Origin of the sequence: Sphingomonas hankookensis (assembly GCF_022664465.1) — a bacterium.
Classification (GTDB): domain Bacteria; phylum Pseudomonadota; class Alphaproteobacteria; order Sphingomonadales; family Sphingomonadaceae; genus Sphingomonas; species Sphingomonas hankookensis.
Genome location: NZ_JAKREV010000001.1, coordinates 274,770 through 296,466, shown reverse-complemented (window position 1 = coordinate 296,466; position 21,697 = coordinate 274,770). Strand labels below are relative to the sequence as shown.

At 68.4% G+C, this 21,697-nt stretch carries 14 protein-coding genes; 4 read left to right on the top strand and 10 right to left on the bottom strand.

Translation table 11 applies throughout. The annotated features are described in order from the left end of the window. Position 1: 1 nt before the first annotated feature. A complete protein-coding gene (locus MF610_RS01225) occupies positions 2-2,449 on the bottom strand; it encodes a PepSY domain-containing protein (protein ID WP_242192296.1) in 2,448 nt (815 codons plus the stop codon). 88 nt (positions 2,450-2,537) lie between these two features. On the opposite strand from MF610_RS01225, the gene MF610_RS01220 reads away from it, so the two are divergent. Together MF610_RS01220 and MF610_RS01215 are read left to right on the top strand one after the other, a co-directional pair. Continuing rightward, a complete protein-coding gene (locus tag MF610_RS01220) occupies positions 2,538-4,736 on the top strand; it encodes a TonB-dependent receptor (RefSeq protein ID WP_242192295.1) in 2,199 nt (732 codons plus the stop codon). A 38-nt stretch (positions 4,737-4,774) separates the two neighbouring features. Continuing rightward, positions 4,775-4,975, top strand: coding sequence for a hypothetical protein (locus MF610_RS01215; protein WP_082456876.1), 201 nt, complete (start codon positions 4,775-4,777; stop codon positions 4,973-4,975). Between the two features lie 37 nt (positions 4,976-5,012). Here MF610_RS01215 and MF610_RS01210 read toward each other — a convergent pair whose 3' ends face one another. The 4 genes from MF610_RS01210 to MF610_RS01195 all read right to left on the bottom strand — a co-directional run bounded on the left by MF610_RS01210 (position 5,013) and on the right by MF610_RS01195 (position 10,294). Continuing rightward, the gene (locus MF610_RS01210) at positions 5,013-5,378 is read right to left on the bottom strand and encodes a hypothetical protein (protein ID WP_242192294.1); all 366 of its coding nucleotides are present in this window, start codon (positions 5,376-5,378) and stop codon (positions 5,013-5,015) included. A gap of 293 nt (positions 5,379-5,671) precedes the next feature. After that, positions 5,672-7,285: an NAD-dependent malic enzyme gene (locus MF610_RS01205; RefSeq protein WP_242193535.1), complete on the bottom strand. Its 1,614-nt coding sequence runs from the start codon at positions 7,283-7,285 to the stop codon at positions 5,672-5,674. Between the two features lie 74 nt (positions 7,286-7,359). Next, complete coding sequence (locus MF610_RS01200) at positions 7,360-8,871, bottom strand: alginate export family protein (RefSeq protein ID WP_242192293.1); 1,512 nt, start codon at positions 8,869-8,871, stop codon at positions 7,360-7,362. 82 nt (positions 8,872-8,953) lie between these two features. Further along, positions 8,954-10,294: a dicarboxylate/amino acid:cation symporter gene (locus MF610_RS01195; RefSeq protein WP_242192292.1), complete on the bottom strand. Its 1,341-nt coding sequence runs from the start codon at positions 10,292-10,294 to the stop codon at positions 8,954-8,956. 238 nt (positions 10,295-10,532) lie between these two features. Here MF610_RS01195 and MF610_RS01190 point away from each other — a divergent pair, with 238 nt between their 5' ends. Both MF610_RS01190 and MF610_RS01185 read left to right on the top strand, forming a co-directional pair. Next, complete coding sequence (locus tag MF610_RS01190; RefSeq protein WP_242192291.1) at positions 10,533-12,248, top strand: sensor histidine kinase; 1,716 nt, start codon at positions 10,533-10,535, stop codon at positions 12,246-12,248. After that, positions 12,245-13,552 carry a sigma-54-dependent transcriptional regulator gene (locus MF610_RS01185; RefSeq protein ID WP_242192290.1) on the top strand — a complete coding sequence of 436 codons (1,308 nt, stop codon included), beginning with the start codon at positions 12,245-12,247 and terminating at the stop codon, positions 13,550-13,552. The genes MF610_RS01190 and MF610_RS01185 overlap by 4 nt, the downstream gene beginning before the upstream one ends. Before the next feature lie 3 nt (positions 13,553-13,555). Here the strand turns inward: MF610_RS01185 and MF610_RS01180 are convergent, their stop codons facing one another. Genes MF610_RS01180 through MF610_RS01160 form a run of 5 tightly spaced genes read right to left on the bottom strand, consistent with a single transcriptional unit; the run spans position 13,556 to position 21,697 of the window. Beyond that, a complete protein-coding gene (locus MF610_RS01180; protein ID WP_242192289.1) occupies positions 13,556-15,328 on the bottom strand; it encodes a response regulator in 1,773 nt (590 codons plus the stop codon). Next, positions 15,328-16,980 carry a response regulator gene (locus tag MF610_RS01175; protein ID WP_242192288.1) on the bottom strand — a complete coding sequence of 551 codons (1,653 nt, stop codon included), beginning with the start codon at positions 16,978-16,980 and terminating at the stop codon, positions 15,328-15,330. The genes MF610_RS01180 and MF610_RS01175 overlap by 1 nt, the downstream gene beginning before the upstream one ends. Continuing rightward, positions 16,977-18,017 (bottom strand): chemotaxis protein CheB, encoded by a 1,041-nt coding sequence (locus tag MF610_RS01170; RefSeq protein ID WP_242192287.1) that lies wholly within the window; start codon positions 18,015-18,017, stop codon positions 16,977-16,979. Before MF610_RS01170 ends, MF610_RS01175 begins: the two co-directional genes overlap by 4 nt. A gap of 7 nt (positions 18,018-18,024) precedes the next feature. Next, positions 18,025-20,025 (bottom strand): hybrid sensor histidine kinase/response regulator, encoded by a 2,001-nt coding sequence (locus tag MF610_RS01165; RefSeq protein WP_242192286.1) that lies wholly within the window; start codon positions 20,023-20,025, stop codon positions 18,025-18,027. 13 nt (positions 20,026-20,038) lie between these two features. Next, positions 20,039-21,697: a methyl-accepting chemotaxis protein gene (locus tag MF610_RS01160; RefSeq protein ID WP_242192285.1), complete on the bottom strand. Its 1,659-nt coding sequence runs from the start codon at positions 21,695-21,697 to the stop codon at positions 20,039-20,041.

Sequence of the window (21,697 nt, the reverse complement as noted above, 5' to 3'; positions counted from 1 at the left end):
GTTAGTAGATGTCGCGGCGATAGCGGCCGGTTTCGAGCATGGTTTCGACGGTTGTTTCGCCGAGGATCGCTTCCAGCGCGGCATGGACGCCCGGTGCCATGCCGTTCACGCTGCCACAGACATAGATGGCGGCTCCTGCGGTGACCGCTTCGGCGATGGCCGGACCATCGGCGGCGACCGCATTCTGGACATAGCGATGGCCGCCGGGCTGGCGTGACCATGCCGTGACGTTGCGGGCGAGCGTCCCGCTCCGGGCCAGCACGGTGCGTTCGTCGGCGAGGAAATCGTCCTGTGCCGGGTGGCGTTCGCCCCAATAGAGCCATGCCGGCCCGCCGCCCGTCGCTGCCCGGTGGCGCAGGTGCGCCAACAGTCCGGCCAGCCCGGTGCCGTTGCCGATCAGGATCAGCGGCGTGGCAGGGTCAGCCGGCGGATGGAAGGCCGGGTTGGCCCGCACCCGCGCCCGCACGATCCCGCCGATCGGGGCGCCATGGCACAGCCAGCCAGATCCCAGGCCGCCATACCCGTCCACCGCCGTGCAGCGCCGGACGATCAGTTCGACCCGGCCGGACGCGGCGATCGAGGCGACCGAATATTCGCGGTGACCGAGCGGCTTGAGCGTCGCGACCTCCGCCTCGTCGCCCGGCAGGATGCTGCGCATCAGCCGTTCGCGAAGGTCGGGCGTGTCGGCCAGTCCGCTGCGCGCCAGATAGGCGTCGACGCGGCGGATATCCTGTTGCGGCAGGATCTCGACAATGTCGCCGGGCATCCAGTCGGCCGGCATAGCGATCGGTTCCAGCACGACCTGCCACGCTTCACCGCCCTGGCTGCCGGGATTGAGCAGACGGCGCTCGACCAGCCGCCAGTCGCCCATCGTTACCGGCGCCCAGTCGGGCTGGTCGGTACGACCCCCGACGCCGGCCAGCTGGTGCTGCCACTGCCGCTGCGCATCGGCATCGTTGCCATCGGCCTCGACCGGATCGAACAGCCGCGTCGCACCGTGATCGTGCAGCCACCGATCGACCTGGTGCCCGAACGCGCAGAACTCGGCATATTCCCGGTCGCCCAGCGCCATCACCGCATAGGCGAGGTGCGACAGGTCGGGGCGGACCCGCGCCATCGTCCGGGCAAAGCCGCGCGCATTGTCGGGCGGCTCGCCCTCGCCATAGGTGCTGGCGACGACGAACAGTCGTTCGGCGCGCGTCAGCATCGCCGGATCGAGCGCCGCGATCGGCAGCGCGGCGGCGCCGGGCAGCGCGTCGGCGGTGAGGCGAGCGATACGCTCGGCCGATCCGGTCTGGCTGGCATAGGCGACCAGCGTCGTCGCGTGTTCGGGTGGCGTAGCGTCGGTATCGGCGATGACTTGGCGCAGCGCCACCTTCCGCCGTCGCCGGGCGAAATAGAGCAGGAAGCCGGTGATGGTGAACAACGGCATCGTCAGGCTGGTGAGCAGCATCGCGATCCGTCCGGCGATCCCGAAATAGGCGCCACGGTGCAGCTCGTAGACGCTGGTGACGATATCCTGCCCCAGCGTGCGCTCGGCATAGGGCGTCGCCTCGACCACCGCACCGGTCGTACCGTCGATCGTCAGCTCGTCGCTGACCCGGTCGTGCCGTGCGTCGGGCAGTTTGCCGCGAAACTGCACTTCGCCGTGGTCGCGGACGGTGGCGGTGATCCGGTCATAGGCCCGGCCACCGGTCGCGATGGTAAAGCCGTTCCACGCTACCGCCAGGTCGACCGGCGCATCCTTCGGCCCCGATTTCGGCCGCTCGGGCGCCTCGGCCACCAGCATCGCGCGGACCCCTTGGCGATACCAGTCGTACGACCACCATAGCCCGGTGAAACCGCTGACCAGATAGAAGACCAGCACCCACCCGCCGACGACCGCGTGCAGCATCCGGTACAGGTTGCGCCCGGTCTTACGGAAATCGAGGACGAACCAGTTTCGCCAGTCGAGCGGTCGCCGCGGCCAGCGCAGATACAGGCCGGACAACGCGAAATAGAGAAGGGCTATCGCAGAGAACCCGGTGATCTGTCGCCCGATGCCATTGCCTTCGCCGGGCAGTGCCAGCCAGCGGTGGAGATGCTCGAACACCTCCATCACCTCGGTTCCGCGCGATTCGCCGAGCAGCTGTCCGGTGAACGGATCGATCCGGTCGAGATGCCGCGCCTTGGACGTGCCGAGCGTATAACCGACCAGCGTCGGTTCGTCGGATTTTGCCGGGACCGTTAGTCGCGTGATCTTCGCCGCCGGTCGCTGTTCGGCGAACCGCGCCACAAGCTGCGGCGCACGTAGCCTTAACGCCCCGGCTGCCGGCGTATCCCGGTTCAACGCGGCGATGATTTCCGGTTCGAAGCTCATCGTCGCGCCGGTCACGCCCATCACCGCCAGCACAAGCCCGGCGGTGATGCCGAGGAACCAGTGGATCTGGAACAGGATGTTTCGGGTCATGCCGCGGCGCTCGAAAAGCTTGATATTGATAATTGATCGCGTTAGCGGCGCGGCAATGCAGGGTCAACATTACGCAAGGGAAATGATGATGGGGGTAGTGGCGCGCTATGGATGGATGGCGAGTGTCGCGGCGCTGGCACTGACTACAGCCCCGGCGACGGCGCAAAACGTCGATCCGGCCGCTACGAAGGAAGGCGATGCGGCAGACGAAATCGTCGTGACCGCCGCGCGCACCATCCTGCCGCCCAACGCGCTGCCGCTGACCATCGACATCATCGACAAGCAGGTGATCGACCAGCAGATCGCGATTTCCGGCAGCATCACCGACGCGATCGCCACGCTGACGCCCAGTTTTTCGCCGACGCGCGGCAAGCTGTCGGGGGCGGGGGAGACGCTACGCGGCCGCTCGCCGCTCTACGCGATCAACGGCATTCCGCAGACGACGCCGCTGCGCGACGGCAGTCGTGACGGCTTCACCATCGACGGCTTCTTCATCGACCGCGTCGAACTGATCTACGGATCGAACGCGTTGCAGGGCATTGGCGGAACCGGCGGCATCGTCAATCAGGTGACGGTCGGCGCCCCGCGGCAGGAAGGCGTCACCGGCCGCGCGCTTGTGCAGGGCACGGCGGCGGACGGGTTCGAAAGCGACTCGCTGGGCGGCAAGGCGGCAGGGCTGGTCCAGTACAAGGCCGGCCGGTTCGACGCGACGTTCGGCGCCAGCTATGAAAAGCGCGGTGCGTTCTACGACGCGCGCGACCGCCGGGTCGGCATCAATCTGACGCAGGGCGAGACGCAGGATTCGCGCGCGACCGACTTCTTTGCGCGGCTGGGGATGGAGGTCGGCGCGACCGGACGGCTCGACCTGATCGCCAACCGGTTCGAACTGAATGGCGACGGCGATTATGTCGCGCTCGCCGGCAATCGCCGGACCGGACTGCCGACCAGCGCGGTGCGCGGCAATCCGCCGGGCAAGCCCGCCGCCAACCGGGCGGAGGCGCTGTCGCTATCCTATACCGATACCGACCTGCTGGGCGGCAACCTCGTCACGCAGTTGTTCTTCAACCGTACCTATGACACGTTCGGCGGCGAGGTGACGTTCACCCCGACCTTCCAGGACCCGTCGATCGCGCCCGATGGCACGCTGTTCGATCAGTCGGAGAACCGCTCGCGCAAGCTGGGCGCGAAGGCCAGCTACGAACGCACGGTTCCGGGGTTCGAGGCGCTGGTCGCGACGATCGGGTTCGATGCGCTGTTCGACAAGACCGAACAGCGGCTGATCGCCACCGACCGCATCTGGGTACCGCCCGCCGATTTCCGCAGCCTGGCGCCGTTCGCGCAGGCCAATCTGAAGCTGTTCGACGGCGTGGTCCGCGTCGCCGGTGGTGCGCGGTGGGAGAATGTGCAGGTCCGCATCGCCGATTTCCGCACGCTGGCGTCGACCACCTATAACGGCCGCAACCCGGCGACCTATGGCGGGGTCGCGGTGACCGGCGGTACGCCACGGTTTTCCGACCTGCTGTACAATGGCGGCGTGATCGTCGAACCGCTGACGGGGGTGCGCGCCTATGCCAGCTATGCGCAGGGCTTCACCATGGCCGATATCGGCCGCATCACCCGGGCGATCAACGTGCCCGGCGTCCGGCTCGACAATTTCCTCGATATCGAACCCGTCGTCTCGAACAACCGCGAGGTCGGGGTCGAGGTGAAGCGCGGGCCGCTCGACGCCGGCGCGACCTACTTCTGGTCGTCGAGCGATCGCGGGCAATTGCTGATCGCGCAGGGCAACGGCATTTTCGAGGTGCAGCGCCAGCGTGTCGAGCTCGAAGGGCTGGAGGTCAATCTGGCGGTGCGTACGCCGCTGTCATGGCTACGGCTGTCGACCGGCTATGCCCATATCCTCGGGCGCTACGACAGCGATCGCCCCGCCGACGGCGTGGTCGATACCGATCTCGACGGGACCAACATCTCGCCCGACCGGCTGAATCTGGCGGCTGATGTATCGAGCGGGCCGCTGACGGCGCGGGTGCAGACGCAATTCTATCTTTCGCGCAATTTCCGGGGAAAGGCGAACCCCGATGCCGCCAATAATTTCGGCGGCTACGACGTGACCGACGCGTCGATCCGGTATCAGACGAAGTTCGGCGGACTGTCGCTCAGCGCGCAGAACATCTTCGACCGCTTCTATATCGATTACAACAGCGACACACGGCTGCCGAACGACAATTTCGCGTTCTTCGCCGGGCGGGGGCGGACGTTCACGCTGGGGTGGGAGGTGCGGTTCTGAATGGACAGGCGGGGCCGCGGGCGGCTAGGCGCGCGGCCATGCCTGTCATTGCCACCATCATGAATTCGACCACCGGCCAACCGATCCAGAAGATGACCTTCGGCCGGATGCCGAAGCCCTGGGCCTCGTTCAACCTCGAAACCGGCGAACTGGTTACCGCCGACCGGGTCGATGTCGGCAAGCCGGCACCGGGCAAGGTCGTGGTGCCGGTATCGGTGTGGGTCACGCCCAAGAAATAACCCCTCCCGGCGGGAATGCCGGAAGGGGTCGGGTGCATCAGCCGCAGACGCGACGGCCGTTGCGGATCACGTAGCGGCAGGGGCCGCGATACTGGACGCCCATCGCGGCGGCTTCGCGCGACCAGCCGGGTACGACCCGCTCGCCGCGATAGCCCCGCCGGTCGTCCCAGCGACGACGATCGTTCCACGCCCCGCGATTGTCCCGGCCGCGCCGGTCGTTCCAGCCACGACGATTGTCCCAATGGCGGCGGTCGTCCCAACGCCGACGATCGTCATGATGGGCGCGGGGGCCGTGGTCCCGGTGCGCATGGCGCCCCGGCTGTGCGTCGGCGACGGCGGGCACCGCGGTCAGGCCGGCAATGGTCAGGCCGATGCCGGCGAAAATGCTCATCAACTGCTTCATGATCGCTTCCTCTCTGCCCCACGTTTGCCCGGTTGCGGGTGAACCTTGGCTGGACGGGATTGACAGCAGTCAGAAAGACTTCGGCGGGGGCGATGGTTCCCGATTCGATCGGCATCCGCATAGCAGGTCGCTAAGCCCACAGTTTCGTCACCCCGGACTTGATCCGGGTTCCGCTTCTACACTGCGGTCGATCAGGAAGCGCGACTCCGGCTCAAGGCCGAGGTGACGGAAGAGCTTGGCGATCAGTCCAGACCGATAGCGATCGGTCGTGGCAGCCGGAACGTCGACCCGACCTAGTAGGTCGGGACCCACATCTGGGCAGCGATCGCGTCGCGGTCGATCGCCACGTCGGATGCTGCGACGCCATCGGCCACCGCCTGCGCCGCCACCACTACGGCGATATCCAGCGCCACGTCGCGCAGCCGTTCGATCGGCGGCAGCAGCGTGTCGTCGCCGCCCATCGCCCCCAGCGTCCGCGCCGCGGCCATGAACATCGTGTCGGTGATCCTGCCCGCCCCCGCGGCGAGGGCGCCGAGGCCGACGCCGGGGAAGATGTAGATGTTGTTCACCTGGGTCACGCCGGAAATGCCGAACGGGCTGCCGGTGCCGATCAGCGCGCGACCGGCGCTCCAGCGGGCGAGGTCGGCGGGATGCGCTTCCGCGCGCGAGACGGGGTTGGATAGCGGAAAGATCACCGGGCGCTCGGTCGCCTGTGCCATGGTGCGCGCCACCGCCTCGCTGAACGCGCCATGCTGGCCCGATGCGCCGATCAGCACGGTCGGGTGGACGTTGGCTACGGTGTCGAACAGATCGATCGGCCCTTGCGACGTGCGCACCCAATGATCGGTTTCGGCGGCATCGCGGGCATAGCTGCGCTGGCCGTTGGACAGGTCACTCATGTCCGATAGGATCAGCCCGTCGCGATCGACCGCCCAGATGCGCTGGCGTGCCTGGGCCTCGCTCAAGCCCTCTGCCTGCAACGCCTGCACCAGCATGTCGGCGATCCCGCAGCCTGCCGCCCCGGCGCCGAACAGCACGACCCGCTGGTCCTTCAGCGCCAGGCCGGTGCGCGAGATCGCCGACAGCAGCGTGCCGACGGCGGTCGCCGCCGTCCCCTGAATATCGTCGTTGAAGCTCAGCAGGCGGTGGCGGTAGCGGTCGAGGAGCTTGTAGGCGTTGTGTCCGGCAAAATCTTCCCACTGGAGCAACACGCCGGGGAAGCGGTCGGCGACGGCGGTGACGAAGTCTTCGACGAAGGCGTCGTACTCCGCGCCGCGGATGCGCGGGTGGCGCCAGCCGACATAGAGCGGGTCGTCGCGGCGCGCCTCGTTATCGGTGCCGACGTCGAGCAGGATGGGCAGCACTTCGGACGGGTGGATGCCGGCACAGGCGGTGTAGAGCGCCAGCTTGCCGATCGGGATGCCCATGCCGCCGGCCCCCTGATCGCCCAGCCCCAGAATGCGTTCGCCGTCGCTGACGACTATGACCTTCACCCGGTCGAGCGCCGGATCGCCGAGGATTTCGGCGATCCGCTGGCGGTTCGGCCATGACAGGAACAGCCCGCGCGGCCGCCGCCAGATTTCACTGAATCGTTCGCAGCCCTCACCCACGGTCGGGGTGTAGACCAGCGGCAGCATGGCAGGCAGGTCGCGCTGCACCATGGCGTGGAACAGGATTTCGTTCGAATCCTGCAACTCGCGCAGGAAGGAATAGCGGTGGAAGTCGTCGGGCATGCGGGCCAGCGCGCGCTGCCGCCGTTCGATCTGGCTGTCGAGCGTGCCGACATGCGGCGGCAGCAGTCCGTGCAGACCCAGCGTATCGCGTTCGGTTTCGGTGAAGGCCGTACCCTTGTTGGTCAACGGATCGGCAAGCAGCGCGCGCGCGGCGGCATGGGCGGCGGGGGACATGGGCAAGCCCTTCGGTATCGGAAACAAAGAAACGCCCCGGCGGGGTCCGCCGGGGCGCGAGTTGGCTCAAGGAACTAGAAGCGGAAGCTGATCCAGCCGGCCAGGAAGTCGGAACTCTTGTAGTTCGCATCGGTCAGCGCCGGACCCGCGATCAGATGTTCGTAGCGCGCGGTGATGTTGACCCGCGGGCTGATCGCATAGATCGCCTGGAAGCGGATCGTATCGGCGATCTTGCGCGAATTGCCAAGCTGCGTGCCGGCGAACGCCTGTCCATTGGCACGGTAGACCGCGTCGTTCAGGCTGTCGCGCCACGACAGCTGATATTCGGTCGCGATGCGCAGCTTGGGCGTCGGCTGGAACGTCGCGCTGGGGGCGAAGGCGATCAGGTTGGTCGGCGTCGCATACAGCTGATAGCTGTAATAGATGTTGTTGCCGAACGGCGCGAGCGAAGTCTTGAGCGTGCCGTTGCCATAGGCGCCGCCGCCGCTGGCATAGTCGAAGTGGAAGCCGACGCGCGGGGCGGTCTTCGACTTGCCGACCTTGTACGTCTGCTGGAGCAGGACCAGCCATGCCGAGATCGGCCGGTTGTCGAACTCGCCACCCTGATAGTTGACGGTCCAGTCGAGATTGACCGGGCCGGCATCGCCATAAAGGTGCAGGCCGTAGAATTTGCGGACTTCCTCGGTCGTGCGCGTGCCCCATGTCGCATTGCTGTTGCGCAGCCGCCAGAAGAAGGGGTCGAAATACAGGTTCGATCCGCCCAGCAACGTCTTGGGCAGCACCACGCCCGCGGTCGCGCCCGAGAAGCGGCGATTGTCGTCGACGATGTCGTCGCCGGTGCCGCCGACGCCCAACCGCGTCGTCTTGAAATCGAACACGTCGCCGCGCAGCGTCTTGCCCTTCGCCCACGCGCGCACGCCGTTATAGACGAAGAAGATCGTGTTGTTGTCGCGCGGCACGACCATCAGGTTGGGGCCGTCGGCAAAGGTCTGTCGGCCATAGCGTACGCCGACGTCGACGTTCGCGACCGTGCCGGTGACGTCGACGAAGCTCTGTTGCACGACGAGATCGTTGTGCAGCTGCCCCGCCTTCACGCCGAGGTTGCGACCCGACATGCCAGCATGCGCCAGTTCGCCGTACAGGCGGACGTGATCGCCCAGATGCAGGTCGGCACCGCCGACGATGCGGTTGATATCCTGCCGCTGCGCCTCGCGGTCGCGCAGATTGGGATTGGTCGTCAGGTTGACGCGGTAACGGAACTCGCCCGACAGCGTCAGATAGACGTCGTCGCCACCGATCGGAATGTACTTCAACCGGTCGAGCACGTCGTCGCGCTTCTTGGGATCGCGATACTTGGTCCAGTCCTCGGCCCAGCGCGACTGGTTGTAGCCGCCGGCGGTGACGCCGTCGCCGACGCCGGCGGTCGGATATTCCTGCGCGATGGGGCGGGCATTGCCGCGATCGGCAACCTGGGCGGCGGCGGGCGCGGGCGCCGCGGCGGCGGGTTCGTCGGCATGGGCGGTGGCGGGAGCGATCGCCGATGCGATCAACGGGGTGGCGGCGCAAATGCGCAGCAGGGTCTTCATATCGGCATACCTTTGTCCGCCCGATCGGGCGCTTGACGGCGAAGCCGGCCGGGACCTTCGTCCGGACCGGCTTCCTTGGAAATCACTCGGCGGGAACAGCGCCTTCGGGCATCTGGTCGACCCGCACGCTGCGACCGGCCAGTGCCTCGTCGAACTGGTGCTTGTCCAGCTTGCCTTCCCATTTTGCGACGACGACCGTCGCCACCGCGTTACCGATGAAGTTGGTCAGGCTGCGGCATTCGCTCATGAACCGGTCGACGCCGAGGATCAGCGCCATGCCGGCGACGGGCACCGAAGGAACGATCGACAGCGTGGCGGCAAGGGTGATGAACCCGGCGCCGGTGACGCCCGCCGCGCCCTTCGACGACAGCATCGCGACGGCGAGGAGGAGCAGCTGCTGGCCGATGGTCAGGTCCACGTTGCACGCCTGGGCGATGAATAGCGCGGCCATGGTCATGTAGATGTTGGTACCGTCGAGGTTGAACGAATAGCCGGTCGGAACGACCAGACCGACGATCGACTTCGGAATGCCGGCACGCTCCATCTTTTCGATCAGCGAGGGCAGGGCGCTTTCCGACGACGAGGTGCCGAGCACCAGCAGCAGTTCGGCCTTCAGATACGAGATCAGCTTGAAGATCGAGAAGCCGCAGAAGTGCGCGACCGCCCCGAGGACCACCGTCACGAACAGGAACGCGGTGAGGTAAAAGGTGCCGACCAGCGCAGCGAGGCTGAACAGCGTGCCGATGCCGTATTTGCCGATGGTGAACGCCATCGCGCCGAACGCACCGATCGGCGCCGCCTTCATGACGATCGCGACGACCTTGAAGAAGGCGATCGAGATGTCGTTCAGCGCGTCGAGGACGCGTTCGCCCTTGTCGCCGATCATGGCGAGGCCGATGCCGAACAGGATCGCGACGAACAGCGTCTGCAGGATGTTGCCTTCGGTCAGTGCCGAGAGGAACGTGTCGGGGATGATCCCGGTCAGGAAGCCGGTGATCGTCGAATCATGCGCCTTTTCGGCATATTCGGTGACCTTCGACGTATCGAGCGTCGACGGGTCGATGTTCAGTCCCGCACCCGGCTGCACCACGTTGCCGACGATCATGCCGATGATGAGCGCGAGGGTCGAGAAGGTCAGGAAGTAGGCGAATGCCTTGCCCGCAACGCGGCCGACGCTGGCGAGGTCGCGCATGCCGGCGATGCCGGTGACGATCGTCAGGAAGATCACCGGCGCGATGATCATCTTCACCAGCTTGATGAAGGCGTCGCCGATCGGCTTCAGCGCTTCGCCGGTCGACGGATAGAAGTGACCCAGCAGGACACCGGCGACGATCGCGATCAGTACCTGTGCGTAAAGATGCCGGTACCACGGCTTTGCGGCCGGCGGCACGGGCGGGTGGGCGGTGTCGGTGGCAATGATCATGCGGCGACCTTTCATCCTCTGTTGGCGTCCGGCCGGCTCTTGTGGGCGGTCGACGCGTCCCGACTGGTTTACCGCGCTGCATCTCTGCTTGTCGTGTTTGCAACGGCAGAAATTAAATCGCGCAATAACAATGTGATAACTTGTTTGCTCGATTGCCGCTGCGCAGATTTTCGCCCGTCCTTTTGCCGCCGTGTGCAAATAGTTGCACATGGTGTCCTGCCGCCATATCCTGTCGCCGATGCGCAGTATCAAGGGAACGACGCTCGTCTGGGCATTGGCGGCGCTGCTGTTGAGCGGCGCGATCGCCCTGCTCGTCGGCGGCATTGCCGAACGCCGCGCGCGCGCCGATCTGGTCGCCGGGATGACCGCCGATGCGCGGCTGCGACAGGTGCTGCTTGCCAGCGAGATCGCGCGGTTCCGCCTGCTGCCGCTGGCGCTGTCCGACGATCGCGACGTCGTCGGTGCGATCCGCAGCGGCAGCGCGGTGGCGCGCGACCTCGATATCAAGCTCGCCGCGCTGGCGCAGACGACCGGTGCGTCGGTCATCTATGTCATCGGGCGCGATGGACGGGCGATCGCGGCAAGCAACTGGCAGGACGCGCAGAGCTTCGTCGGCATGGACTATAGCTTCCGCCGCTATTACCGCGAGGCGATGGGCAAGGGCTCCGCCACGCAGTTCGCGCTGGGCACGGTCAGCCACCGCCCCGGACTGTATCTCAGCCGCCGTACCGCCGATGGCGGGGTGGTCGTCGTGAAGCTGGAGTTCGACCGGATCGAGCGCGAATGGTGCGCGGCGGGGGGCATCACCTTCGTCACCGATCGCAGCGGGGTGATCCTGATCTCCAGCCGGCCCGAATGGCGGTTCGCCATCACCCGCCCGATCGGCGCGGTGCAGGCTGCGGCGGTCCGCGCGGACACCGGCGTCGACGCGCTCAAGCGCCCTCCCTTCGCACTGGACGGCGAAACGATGCGGTTGCCGGGCCAGCGGCCGGTGCTGCACGATGTCGTTACCGATGCCGACGAAGGCGGCTGGCGGGTCCATCTCGCCATGGCGATCCAGCCGACGATCAGCGGGGTGGTACGCGGCAGCGCGCTGGCCGCAGCGCTGGTGACGCTGGCGTCGATCGCGCTGGCATGGGGCGTGCGCGAACGTTCGCGCCGGCGTGCGCTGCGGACCAGCGAGCTGGAGGCGGCGGTCGCCGATCGGACCCGTGAGCTGCGCACCGAGATCGAGGAGCGGATCGCCGCGGAAACCCGCGCGGCCGAACTGCGCGAAGGGTTGCGACAGGCCAACCGCCTCGCCGCGCTGGGGCAGATCACCGCCAGCGTCGCGCACGAAACCGCGCAACCGGTGGCGGCGATCCGTAATTACGTCGCCACCGCGCGGCAGTTGCTGGCGCGCGGCGAAGCGCGAGCGGTCGACGACAATTTGGGGGCGATCGCCCGGCTGACCGATCGCATCGGGCTGGTCACCGCCGAACTGCGCGGGTTCGCGCGCAAGGGCAGCGGGACGATCGGCCCGATCCCGCTGACCGAGGTGGTCGACGGTGCGCGCCTGATCCTGAAGGAACGCCTGTCGGAGGTCGACTTCACCGTGCCCGATATTCCGCCCGACCTGATCGTCGTCGCCGGGCGGGTGCGGCTGGAACAGGTGCTGGTGAACCTGTTGCAGAATGCGATCGAGGCGCTGACCGGCCGGCCCGATCCGCGAATCGCGATCGAACTGGACGTGCAGGACCAGATGGTCTCGCTGATCGTCGCCGATAACGGGCCGGGCATCGATCCGGGCGTGACCGAACGGATGTTCACGCCGTTCGTGACCAGTCGTCCGAACGGGCTGGGACTGGGGCTGGTGATCGCGCAGGATATCATGACCGATCTGGGCGGTACGTTGCGGCTGTTGCCCGCGACGTCCGGCGCCCGGTTCGAAGCGACGCTCAGGCGGGTGCGATGAGCGCGACCGAACGCGCCGGGCGCGTCGCGCTGGTCGAGGATGACGACGACCTGCGCCTCTCGACCGCGCAGCTGCTGACGCTGGCCGGGTTCGACGTCGTCACCTTTCCCGCCGCGCCGCCCGCGTTGCTGGCGATCGATGCCGATTTCGACGGGATCGTCGTCACCGACGTGCGCATGCCGCACATGTCGGGGATCGAGCTGTTCCGACTTTTACGCGAACGCGACCCGACGCTGCCGGTCGTGCTGGTCACCGGCCATGCCGACGTCGAAACGGCGGTGGAGACGATCAAGGCGGGGGCGTGGGATTTCCTGTCCAAGCCGTTCGATCCCGACGCGCTGATCGCCGCCGCGACACGGGCGATGGCGGCGCGGACGCTCGCGCTGGAAAACCGGCGGCTGCGGGCGGAGGCGGCGGCGGGGGAGCGGGCGGCGCTGGTCGGGCGGTCGCCGGCCATCGCCCGGTTGCGCGACATGATCGGCGTGCTGGCCGATACCGATATCGACCTGTTGATCGAAGGGGAAACGGGCACCGGCAAGGAATTGCTGGCGCGCGCGATCCACCGTGCCGGGCGACGGGCGCGACATCGCTTCGTCTCGGTCGCGTGCGCGGCGTTGCCGGGGCAGGCGATCGAGGACGAATTGTTCGCGACCGTCGGCGACCGCGGGATCGTCGGGGCGCAGCGGGGTACGTTGTTCCTCGACGATATCGACCAAGCGTCGCGCGGGCTTCAGGGGCGGCTGACGCAGGTGATCGAGGATCGCGCGTTGCGCGGCCCACGCGATGTCGTGCCGATCGACGTGCGGGTCATCGCGACGGCGGCAGAGGAAGCCCAGCGCGGCGCCGAGGCGATCGCGCCGGGGCTGCTCTATCGACTGGCGGCGGTGCGGTTGCGCATGCCGCCTTTACGCGAACGGCGCGAGGATGTGCCGTTGCTGTTCGCGTATCTGGTCGATCTGTCGGCGGCGCGGCTGCGGCGCGGGGTGCCGCCGCTGACCCATGCCGCGCGCGACATGCTGGCGCAGCATGACTGGCCGGGCAATGTGCGCGAGCTGGCGCATTTCGCCGACCGGTTCGTGCTGGGGCTGGACGGAGAGAGCGACGCGGCGGGGGACAGTGACGCCACCCGCCCGCTGCCCGAACGGATCGCGGCGTTCGAACGCGAGGCGATCCTGTCGGCGATCGCGGCGACGGGGGGCGAGATCGGCGCGGCGATCGACCGGCTCGGCATCCCGCGCAAGACCTTCTACTACAAGGTGCAGCGCCTCGGCATCGACCTGCGGACGGTGCGCGGGCAGGGCTGATCGTTACTGGCCGAGGATCTGCGCGATCGCGGCGTGGAGCTGGTCGGTGGTGAACGGCTTGGTCAACACCGGCACGCCGACCGGGGTGTCGCCGATCTCGGCGAACCCGGTGATCAGCAGCACCGGCGTTTCGGGGCAGCAGGCCTGAACCCGCGCCGCGACCTCGATCCCCGACAGGTCGGGCATCGCATAGTCGGTCAGCACCATGTCGAACCGTTCGCCCGCCTCCAGCAGTTCGACCGCGCGGGTGGCGGAATCGTGTACGACGACGTCATGTCCGTCCGCCTCCAGCTGCGCGGCGACGACCGCGCGGACCTCGGCATCGTCCTCGACCAGCAGCAGCCGGCGGGGGCGGGTCGGGCCGTCGTGGCGCGGGACGACCGCAACGGGGCGATCCTCGGCACGGGGCAGCCAGAGGTGGATGCTGGTACCGCGTCCGACCTCGCTGTCGATCGTCACTTCACCGCCCGCCGCGCGTGCCATCGCCCGGACCATCGGCAGGCCCAGGCCGGTGCCGGCCCCTTGCGCCTTGGTGGTGAAGAACGGTTCGAACACCCGCTCGCGCACCGCGCTGTCGATGCCGGTGCCGGTATCGCTGACCGAAATGCGGACGAACGATCCGGCGAAACCGGGCAGCTCGGCAGCGACCTCGTCGACGTTGACGGTACCGATCCGTACCGTCCCGCCGCCGTCCATGGCATCGCGCGCATTGATCGCCAGGTTGAGTATCGCCAGCTCAAACTGCCCCACATCCGTCCGCACCACCCATGCCGGGTCGGCGAAGTCGTAGGCGACGCGGATGCGCCCGGCGGCGGTACGGACGATCAGTTCCTCGATCGAGCGGATGGCTTCGTCCGGGCGGAAGACTTCGGCGGCCAAGTCGCGCTGGCGGCTGAAGCTGAGCAGCCGCCGGGTGATCGCGCTGCCGCGGCCTGCCGCCTCGTTCGCCGCGCCGAGATAGCGTTGCAGTCGCTCCCGATCGTCGATGCGGCGTTCGGCAAGTTCGAGGTTGCCGATGATCGCGGCCAGCAGATTGTTGAAATCGTGCGCGATCCCGCCCGACAGGGTGCCGAGCGCCTCCAGCTTCTCCGACTGGTGCAGCCGCCGTTCGGCCAGCCGCCGTTCGGTGTCGTCGCGCTCGATCTTCAGCAGATAGCGGTGGCTACCGATCTGGAACGGGATGCGGCGGATATGCGTCCAACTATCGCCGGCGGGGAGCGGCTCGTGCCGGTCCTCCTCATCCACCGCGTCTTGGGCTACCGTCAGGAGGTCACGCTGGTCGATCGCATCCCGCGCCGTACCGCGAACGGTCCGGCCATCGCCGTCGATGATCGACACGTCATCGCCGGACTGTTCCGCCAGCCCGCGAAACGCCGCACGTTCGAACGCCAGCGCCTGTCGCAGCGCATAGCGGTCGGCAGCGGTGGCGATCATCGCCTGCAGCGACTCCGCGTCCCACGGCTTGTTCGCGTAACCGCCGATCGCGCCGTCGTTGAGCGCCGCGACCACCGCCGACAGATCGGCATAGCCGGTCAGCAGGATCGCCTCCGCATCGGTCATCGCCCGGGCGCGGGTCAGAAACTGGCTGCCGGTCAGTTCGGGCATCCGCTGGTCGGAGACGATTACCGCGATGTCGGGGTGCTGCCGCACGATCTCCAGCGCCTCGACCGGCGATGCGGTCGACAGGATACGATACCGGTCCTCGAGCAGGTCGCTCAGCGCGACGAGGATTTCCGGCTCGTCATCGACCAGCAGCAACAGGGGGTGGGGGGGCATTAGGGGTGTTCCGGGATGCGGATGTTAAACGAGGCACCGCCGCGGTCGGCGCGGGTGATGGCGATCGTGCCGCCGTGCGAGCGGACCACGCCGTAGGCGATGGCGAGGCCGAGGCCGGTGCCCGATCCGACGTCCTTGGTGGTGAAAAAGGGTTCGAACACGCGTTCGCGGCGATCCTCCGGGATGCCGGGGCCGTTGTCGTCGATCCGGATGAGGAAGTGGCCGTCCTCGGTCGCGGTCAGTATCGCGATCTCGCCGGTCTGCGGATCGACCGCGTCGGCGGCGTTGGCGACGATGTTCATCACGACCTGGTTCACCAGCGCGCCCGAACATTCGAGCATCCGCGCCGGGCCATAGTCGCGCACCACCCGCACCGTGCCGAGCCGGGGCGCGAGCAGCGTCAGCACCGCGTCGATCGCATCGGGAATGTCGATCCGCGACACCTCCCCATCGTCAAGGCGCGAGAAGCGGCGCAGCTTCACCACCAGTTCCTGAATACGGGTGAGGCCGGAGCGGATCGACTGCAACCGGTCCGATGCCTTGGTCAGCAGCGCGGCGCGGGTCGCGTCGTCGCCGTCGCGTGCCCCGGCCACGGCACGCTCCACCGTCGCCTGATGCGCGAGGATGAAGGCGAGCGGATTGTTGATCTCGTGCGCGATGCCCGCGACCAATTCGCCCAGCGACGCCATCTTGGCCGATTGCACCAGCTGCGCCTGCGTTTCTCGCAACAAGGCGTTGGCGCCGGCCAGTTCGGCATTGGCCTGTGCCAGCCGTTCGGCCGAATCGGCTTCGGCACGCGCCTGCGCCAGCGCGATCGCCTGCGCGCGTTCGCGAGCGATGCCGGCGGCTTCCTCGTCCCGGGCCAGCTTGCGACGGACGATCGCGCGGATGCGGACCAGCAGCATGTCGCCATCGGCGCCACGCGACACCACGTCGTCGGCCCCGGCGGCAAGGCCGGCCAGCATCGTCGCGGGGGCGGCATCGTCGGTCAGTGCGACCAGCGCGACGCCGCTGGTGCGTTCGACGCGATGCGCGTCGAGCCGGGCGGTAGGGGTGAAGCGGTCGGCGTCCTCGCGCTCGACGACGAGGATGCCGTCGGCGCTGTCGTCGTCGATCGCGGCGATCGCCGCCGCGACATCGGCGACGCAGGTCAGCTGATAGCCATCGGCCGCCAGCTGCATCACCAACCGGTCGGGATCGCCATCGACCGGTTCGAGCAGCAACAGCCGTGCCTGTCGCAGCGCGGGCGCAGGGCCGTCATCGACCGGGCGCGAGCGCGACTGGCGCAGCAGCGAGCGGACACGCGACACGATCAGCTCGCCGCCACCGCTTTTGGGCACATAGGCGTTGGCGCCGCTGTCGAGCCCCTGGCGTTCGACGTCGGAGGCGGCGTCGCCGGTCAGCATCAGGATCGGCAGCGTGCGGGTCGCCCCGGTCTGGCGCACGATCCGGACCAGTTCGTCGCCGTTCATGCCGGGCAGACGGTAATCGACCACCAGCAGGTCGGGGCGGGCGTGGTTGAGCGTTTCCAGCGCCGCTTCGGCATCGCGCGTGCGATCGACGCGCAGGCCGGCGCGTTCGAACATGCGGCGCAGCTGCAGCGCCTGCGTATCCGAATCCTCGATCAGCAGGATCGACGCGCTGTCGCTCACCGTTGCCGCTCCAGCACGCGGCGGACATGCGGCGCGATCAGGTCGAGCGGGAGCGAAAGGGCGCCAGCGCGCTGCGCGGCGGCGGGCATGCCGTAGACGACCGAGGTGCTGGCGTCCTCCGCCACCGCTTGTCCGCCCGCTGCCAGCAGCGCCCGGACGCCGGTTGCACCGTCTTCGCCCATGCCGGTCAGTACCACGGCGAGCGCAGCGCCGTCGAGCGCGACCGCGGCACTTTCGATCAGGCGGGTGGCCGACGGGCGCTGTCCGCCCACCGGTCCGTCGGTGGCGATGCGGAGCGACCCGCCGCGCGCGACGACCAGATGCGCGTCGCCCGGCGCGACATGGATCACCCCGACGGCGGGCAGGTCGCCGCCGCGTGCGATCTCGACGCGTTGCGGCACCACGCTGTCGAGCCAGCTGGCGAACCCGGTCATGAAGCTGGCGCCCATATGCTGCACCAGCAGCACCGGCACCGGCAGGTCGGCGGGCAGCGCACCGAACAGTCGGGCGAGCGCGGGCGGGCCACCGGTCGATGCCGCGACCAGCAGCATCGACGCACTGCGCTGTCGCGGCGGCTGGATCGGGACCGCGGAGGTAATGTGCATCCGGCGGCGGACGACCGCCACCTCGCTCATGATCGCCAGCTGGGTGCGGATTTCGTGCGCGACCTGCGCATAGGCGGCATCGCCGAGGCCCACCGGCTTTTCGACGACCGACAGCGCACCGGCCCGGAGCGCATCCATGCTGTTGCCCATCGCGCCGCCGTCCATGCTGGCGGAGATGACGACGATCGGGGTGGGATGGTTGGCCATGATCCGGCGCGTCGCCTCCAGCCCGTCGATGCCGGGCAGGCGGATGTCCATCGAGATGACGTCCGGGCGCAGGGTGGGCAGCGCGGCGATCGCTTCCTCGGCGGTCGCGAAGCTGCCGGCGACGGTCAGGCGCGGGTCGCTGCCGATGATGTGCGTCAGCAAGGTCCGGACGACGCCCGAATCCTCGACGATCATCACGCGCGCGGGAAGCTTGTTGGTCGGCATCAGGGGGTCAGATCAGCTGCTGGACGACGCCGATCAACATGCCCTGATCGAAATCCTGCTTGGTCACATAAGCGTCGGCACCGAGGCTCAAACCGCGTTCGATATCGTCGGGGCTGTTGCGGGAGGTCATCATGATGACCGGTAAAGTTTTCAGCGTCGGATCGTTCCGGATCGCGGCAAGCAAGCCGAAACCATCCATGCGCGGCATTTCGACATCGGCGACCACGAGGTCGATCGCATCGAGGCCCGAGCGGAGCCGTTCGAGCCCGGCCAGCCCGTCGACCTCGATCAGGACGCGGTAGCCCTGCGCCTCCAGGATGCTGCGTTCCAGCGTGCGGGTGGTGATCGAATCATCGACGACGAGGATCGTCTTCGCGGTCGTTTCGACCCTGGGCGCGGCGAACGGGCGGGCCGGCGCGGCGCTGCGGTCGCGGACGAGGTGGACGGGGTCGAGCACCATCACGACCTCTCCGTTCAGGAGGACGGTGCCGAGCACCATGGGCAGGTCGGCGGCGATGGCGGCGGCGTCGCCGACCAGCAGCGCGCGGACGTCGCGTAAGCCATCGACGATCAGCACGCGGCGCAGCCCGTCGGCGGCGATCACCACCGCGCGCAGCATCGCGCCCGGTTCAGCGGCGGTCGCGCCCAGCGCATCGGCGAGGTGGAGGACGGGCAGCGGCTCGCCGTCGATGGGGAGCAGCAGATCGGGCCCGCTGGGCGACAGTTCGGCCGGATCGACGCGGCGGACCTGTCGCACCGCATCGGCGGGCAGCGCGCAGAGCATGTCGCCAACCTCGACCAGCAGCAGCGTGCGGCGGGTCAGCGTCACCGGCACGGCGATCGTCACGACCGTGCCGCCGCCCGATGCGGGGGCGATGGTGGCGGTGCCGTGCAGCCGGCGTGCGACCTCCGCCACGACCGACAGGCCGATGCCACGCCCGGCAACCTCATCCAGCCGATCGGCGGTCGAAAAGCCCTGTTCGAACAGGACCGCGTGGAGCGCCGCGCCGCGGGGGGCGGGGGCATCCGGGGCGACCAGCCCGGCGGTACGCGCGCGGCGGACGATGGCAGCGTCGTCGAGGCCAGCACCGTCGTCGCGGATAGCGATCGTCATTTGCCCGCGATCGATCCGGGTGTCGATCGTGATCGTGCCGCCCGGTTCCTTGGCGGTGGCGCGGCGGCGGTCGGGCGGTTCGATGCCGTGGCGGACGGCATTGCGCAGGACGTGGAGCAGCGGGTCGCGGAGCGCATTGAGGACGCGGCGATCCGCCTCGCCATCGGCATCGGTCGTGACGAGGCGTGCGACCTTGCCCTCGGCGGCGGCGAGTTCGCGAACGGCGCGTTCGTAGCCATCGAACAGCGTGGCGACGGGTTGCAGCAACAGCCGTTCTCCATCCCGCTCCAGCTCGGCGCTCGACCGGTCGAGCGCGTCGCGCAGCCGCCCGTGCAGGCGGCGGATGCGGTCGAGTTCGGTCGTCGCCTGCCGCAGCCGACGGGCGGCTTCGCTGTCGCCGGCGGTGGCGAGCAGGGGAGCGAGCGCGGCAAGATCGTCGGCGAGGCCGGAGAGACGGTCGGCGACCTGCCCCTGTTCGGCGATCTGCGTCGCCATGACGTGCAGCGATTGTCCCAGCCGTTCGACGCGGTTGCCCGAGATCGCGACGCGGCGTTCGGGGTCGGCATCCGGATCGGCGTCGGCGGTGTCGGGCGATGCGCCATCCTCGATCGCGTCGGCCAGCCGGCGCAGTTCGGCGATGGCGGCGGGGTCCATCGCGCGGTCGCCGCGTTCGATGGCGAGCAGCAGCGCCTCGGCCTCATGCGCTGCCGCCTCGCTGGTCGGCAGTTCGACGGCGCGGGCGGCCCCTTTCAGGCTATGCGCGCGGCGGCTGAATTCGCGCAGGTCGACCGCCCTCCCGGCATCGGCGTCGGCCAATGCCGCGCGGATACCGGCCATATGCTCGGCCAGTTCCGACGCGAACGCCGCCAGCAATTCGGCCTGAAGCTCGTCCACCTATCGCCCCTTGTCAGAGCCGGTAGCGTTCGGTCAGCCCCACCAGCGCGCGCGACAATTCGCCCAGATCGCTGGCCGCCTGATCGAGCTGACGGGTCGAGGAGGCGGTCTGCTGCGATGCCTCACGGATGTTCTGCAGCGCGATGGTGACCTGTTCGATGCCGATCTGCTGCTGGTTGGTCGAGGCGACGATCTGCTGGAAGGTTTGCACGTTTTCCTGCACGCGGGCGGCCAGTTCCTCGATCGCGGCATGGCCGGCATCGGTGCGCTCCTTGCCCGATGCGACGCGTTTCACCGCTTCCTCGGTCAGCATCACCGACGAATTGATGCCGCGCTGGATATCGCCAAGGATCGAGCGGACGTTGCGGGTCGCGCCCTTCGCCTGATCGGCGAGGAGCTTCATCTCGGATGCGACGATCGCGAAGCTGCGCCCCTGTTCGCCGGCGGCCGCCGCCTCGATCGAGGCGTTGAGCGCGAGGAGGTGCGAGCGTTCGGACACGTCGTTGACGGTGGCGATGATGTCGCCGATCGCCTGCGTCTTTTCCGACAGCGCGACGATGTTGGTCGCGACCGCTTCGGCCTGTTCGCGGATCGCGTCCATCGCGCGGGCGGTGTCGCCGACCGCGGACAGGCCGGCGTCGCTGACCTGTGCGGTCGCCTGCGCCTGTGCGATCACTTCCTGTGCGCGGCGGGTGATCTGCGCGCCGCTATGGGTGATTTCGTCGACGGTGGCGGCGGTTTCCTGCACCGCCGCCAGCTGTTCCTCCACCGAGGCGGCCTGTTCCTGCGTGGAGGCGCGGATTTCGGTGGTGGCGGCGTTCAGGTCGTTGGTCGCGGCGCGGTTCTGCGTCGCGATGGTGCGCAGGCCGCCGACCATGTCGTTGAGCGTGCGGCCGAGGCGGCCGAGTTCATCGTTGCCGGTCGCGTCGGTGGTGGTCGACAGGTCGCCCTCGCCGATGCGGCCGACGAACCCCATGAAGCTGTCGAGCGGACGGACGATCGAGCGCCGCGTGGTGACCGCGACGCCGATGGCGATGGCGATGGCGACGAACAGGCCGAGGATGATCGACAGGCGGCTGGCATTGTAGACGTCGCGAGTGGCGTCGCGGCCCTTTTCGATCGCGACGTTCAGCGTCTCGCGCGCCTGACTTACGCGGGCGACGGTGCCGGCATGGTCGCGCACGATATCGGCCTCGATCGCCAGCACGGCCGCGCGGTCGTTGTTGTTGACCGCGGCCAGCTGTGTTTCCACGTCGGCGCGGGTCTGGGCCAGGGCGCGCTCGGCATCCGCCAGCTGACGCACCATCCGTGCCCAGAGTTCGGAGCGGGTGCCGGTCACCGAGTTCGCCCGATACGCCTCCGCCGCGCGTTCCTGTTCGGCGATGCCGCGCTGCGCCTCGTCGATCGCCGCGCGCCAGCCGGTGGTGGCTTCGCGGACGCCGGCGTTGTTGCCGGTGAGGAACGACTGGACCAGTGCCGAACGCTGTTCGACCTTGCGCGACAACGCATGGTCGATGCGGTTGAGCGCCTCCATCGACGCGAGGTCGCGTTCGACGATCAGGTCGACGGTGGTGCGCACGTCACCGATCTGGACGAGGGCATAGACGCCGAGCGCGAGGAGGATCGCGGTGAGGGCCGCAAAGCCGGCGGCGATCCGGGTGGAGACGGACAA